This is a genomic window from Clostridium tyrobutyricum (assembly GCF_019144085.1).
In the GTDB taxonomy this organism is placed as follows: domain Bacteria; phylum Bacillota; class Clostridia; order Clostridiales; family Clostridiaceae; genus Clostridium_B; species Clostridium_B tyrobutyricum_A.
This window is the reverse complement of record NZ_JAHHUY010000075.1, coordinates 1-1,407: the sequence shown is the minus strand read 5'-3', so window position 1 is coordinate 1,407 and position 1,407 is coordinate 1. Positions and strand designations below refer to the sequence as shown.

The 1,407-nt window shown below is 31.3% G+C and carries 1 protein-coding gene and 1 pseudogene; both read left to right on the top strand.

Features of this window, described 5'->3' with window-relative positions; translation table 11 throughout:
- The coding region (locus KM800_RS15045; protein ID WP_303396678.1) for a group II intron maturase-specific domain-containing protein at nucleotides 1-395 on the top strand (395 nt) is incomplete at its 5' end.
- Between the two features lie 70 nt (nucleotides 396-465).
- Nucleotides 466-606 (top strand): annotated as a pseudogene (locus KM800_RS15040) (IS200/IS605 family transposase); the annotation flags it as partial.
- Nucleotides 607-1,407: the final 801 nt, after the last annotated feature.

Below are 1,407 nucleotides of genomic sequence, written 5' to 3'. Positions count from 1 at the left end.
AAGTTATAAATGGATGGTGCAATTATCATCAAAAAGTATGTTCCAAATTAATATTCAAAAAACTGAATTATAATATCTTTAATATGCTCTGGCGCTGGGCAAAAAGAAGACACCCAAATAAAGATGCTAGTTGGATAAAAAATAGATATTGGAGAAGCAAAGGAACAAGGAATTGGATTTTTTCAGATGGTTTAGCAACACTAATTCGTCCTACGGACATACCTATAGTTAGACATGAAAGACTTAAACTTGATATGAATCCGTATACTAACAAACAATATTTTATGATGAAACAAGAAAGCAGAAAAGCTAAAAGAAGAAAGGCATATAAAAAAACTGTTGCTTTCAAATCCAGACTAACTAAAATGAACGATTTGAAAGTTAAGAATGCGTGAGCCATGTGAAGGGAAACTTTCAAGCATGGTTCTTAGGAGAGAAGGAACCCGAAAGGGTTCTGACTTATCCAACACGGTAGGAAAAAACACAAAAAAGATAAAAGAATATATAGCAAATCAAATACAAGAAGATTTAGCATACGAACAAATGAGTTTAAAAGAGTATATTGACCCATTTACGGGTGACAAAGTAAAAAAAGGCAAGAAATAAAACACCTTTTAGGTGCAGCCTGTGAAGGCATGCGGTTGGCAGACCGTTCAGTGTGCGAGTAGCACTGCCAGTAACATTGCCCTTATAGGGCTAGAGCAAACCACCTGTTTTACGGGTGGTGATGATTTGTCCTTAGTCCTTAATACAAATAACTATAAAAATATGGTTTATAGCAATGTTTTTTTAAATATAGACTATATTAGTTATGAAAAATTTATGAAAGCAGTCAAAATGCATACACAGGAAAAGTGGATACTTCTGTATAGAGATATTGTATGAAAGCACCGATACAAATTCCAGATGGAAACATAAAAAATAGAAAGTTTGGAACATCATAGGAGGACAGGTCCAGTGCTGGTAAATCTGTTTATGCACTATGCATTTAATTACATAATCAATTAAAGCACTTTCTGAAATATTGAATCCGATAATACGAGGATGTATTAATTATTCTTTGAATATAATCCCAGTGAACCATTCAGACAAGGAATCAATTACGTGAATCTAACACTGGCAATATGGTTGAAAAGATTCCTTACCTACTCGATCTAAATGTAAATATAAGCAGCAAATTCTTTTTGAATGTTGAAGAAATATATAATATCAGTATTAATTATAAGTAGATATTAGTTTAGATATACTATTTGTAAATATGTAATCTATTATAATTATTGCAAATATAACCTGGCGTGTCAGTAGGCGAAAAATATAGAAACATATAGAATATAGAAGTAATTATGAAATAAATATGTTATATAGATAAACTGATGTTAAACATGATAAGAAGCTGTGATATAATAA